The following is a 1,508-nucleotide window of genomic DNA, read 5'->3' on the forward strand; positions in this document are numbered from 1 at the left end:
CAAAGTTCGATTTTTTGACAAAGACGGGAAACCAGATCGGGATAAAGGTGTACTTTAATTCTCACTGACAACTTGAACAGTTCGCGCGTTCTAAATAATGTTATAAGTGACGATTTTCAAGGGAATATCTCTATATTTTGATTTATTCCCTCCTATCAGTATAAATCAAACTATATTACTTTGATTTATCCTCCAGTTGCTTCTGATTATTACGATTTTTTAACATAAACAAAGCTTCGTTAACTAGCCTAGCTTCTTCTTCATGCTCAAGGGAGCTACTAGAGCACTTAAATGCTAAATCCCCCCCTTGGTCTATGAACCGATACAGTTCTCTTACAGATTTGCTTAAAGCAACTTCTTTCTCGCCATCGCTATGAGTACCAAATTTCTTTATTAACTTCTCTGCCACAGAGGATGCCATTTGTTCCTGTTCGGCTTCATACATTTTTTGGCTTTCAGAGACAATTTGTTTATACAGTTCCTCATTAGACTCTTTGAATGGTTGAGCAGCTTTTATCGAATCTTTAATAGTGAGACAAGAAGCAACAGTAGCTGTAATCAATGCAAAAGTTTCTGCAAGCATTTTAGCGACATCTATTGCAACTTGTAGGTCAAACACTATAGAGCCATTTGCAGCCCCAACAACTTCAAACTCTTCAGGAGCTTGCCCTAAAGCCATCGAATACCCTCGGGCTATTGTATACCAACGATCACTCCAGTCAGACAAGTTCACTACATTATCAATTGACGCTTCATTATGAAAACGAACCCTAGTAAGAATTTTATCAGAGTGGTGGTGAGTGGATTCAAATTTTTTTAAATCGAATGCAATAGGTAAATAGCTCAAGTAAGCATGAAAAATATCATCAGCTCTATCCATTGCATTCATATAATTTGTAAGACGTGCTGATATTGTATGAAAATCATCCGTGTCTAGTAGACTCTGCAAAGAGTCGAAAGCACCGTCCAATAGGATGTGACTTAAATTAAGTTTTTTTAATACGTTTTGGTCATCAAAATCTAACACGTTTTGATCGACCTCATTAACAAGGTCAAGTAATCGCTCTTTCAGGCTTTCAAAGTTATCTCTAAAAGATTGGTTTGATGGTGACGTCATTAACTTATTGTTGCTTGCGTGTAACGCTTCTATGGTTTTTTTAAACTTACGCTCTAGAACATTAGTCTCATACCAAGTTGACAGTCTGTATAATTCATTAATATTCAATTTATTTCCTTAAGCATTTCTCATCACTTTTTATATCAAATAGATAAGCTCTAGTATTCCTCTTATCCAAGCTCAGTGAAACCTTAATTTAACCATTACTGTGGGGCATAAAAAACCCAATAGTGTGAACTACTGGGCAATTTAGTGATGGTTGAATTAATGTGCATTAATTTGTTGAGTCATTACGTTAATTAAACATTGAATTTATGCTGCTTTTAATTGGTTTTCGCTTTCACCTTCAACGTACTCTTTTAAATGAGTAAACGCTTTTGATGCCTGACTC

General features: G+C 35.6%; 1 protein-coding gene. It reads right to left on the minus strand.

The annotated features are described in order from the left end of the window. Positions 1–175 precede the first annotated feature (175 nt). Positions 176–1,225 carry a hypothetical protein gene (locus A142_RS15065; protein WP_019820915.1) on the minus strand — a complete coding sequence of 350 codons (1,050 nt, stop codon included), beginning with the start codon at positions 1,223–1,225 and terminating at the stop codon, positions 176–178. Between the last annotated feature and the right edge of the window lie 283 nt (positions 1,226–1,508).

Origin of the sequence: Vibrio splendidus 12E03 (assembly GCF_000272105.2) — a bacterium.
GTDB classification, from domain to species: Bacteria; Pseudomonadota; Gammaproteobacteria; order Enterobacterales; family Vibrionaceae; genus Vibrio; species Vibrio splendidus_I.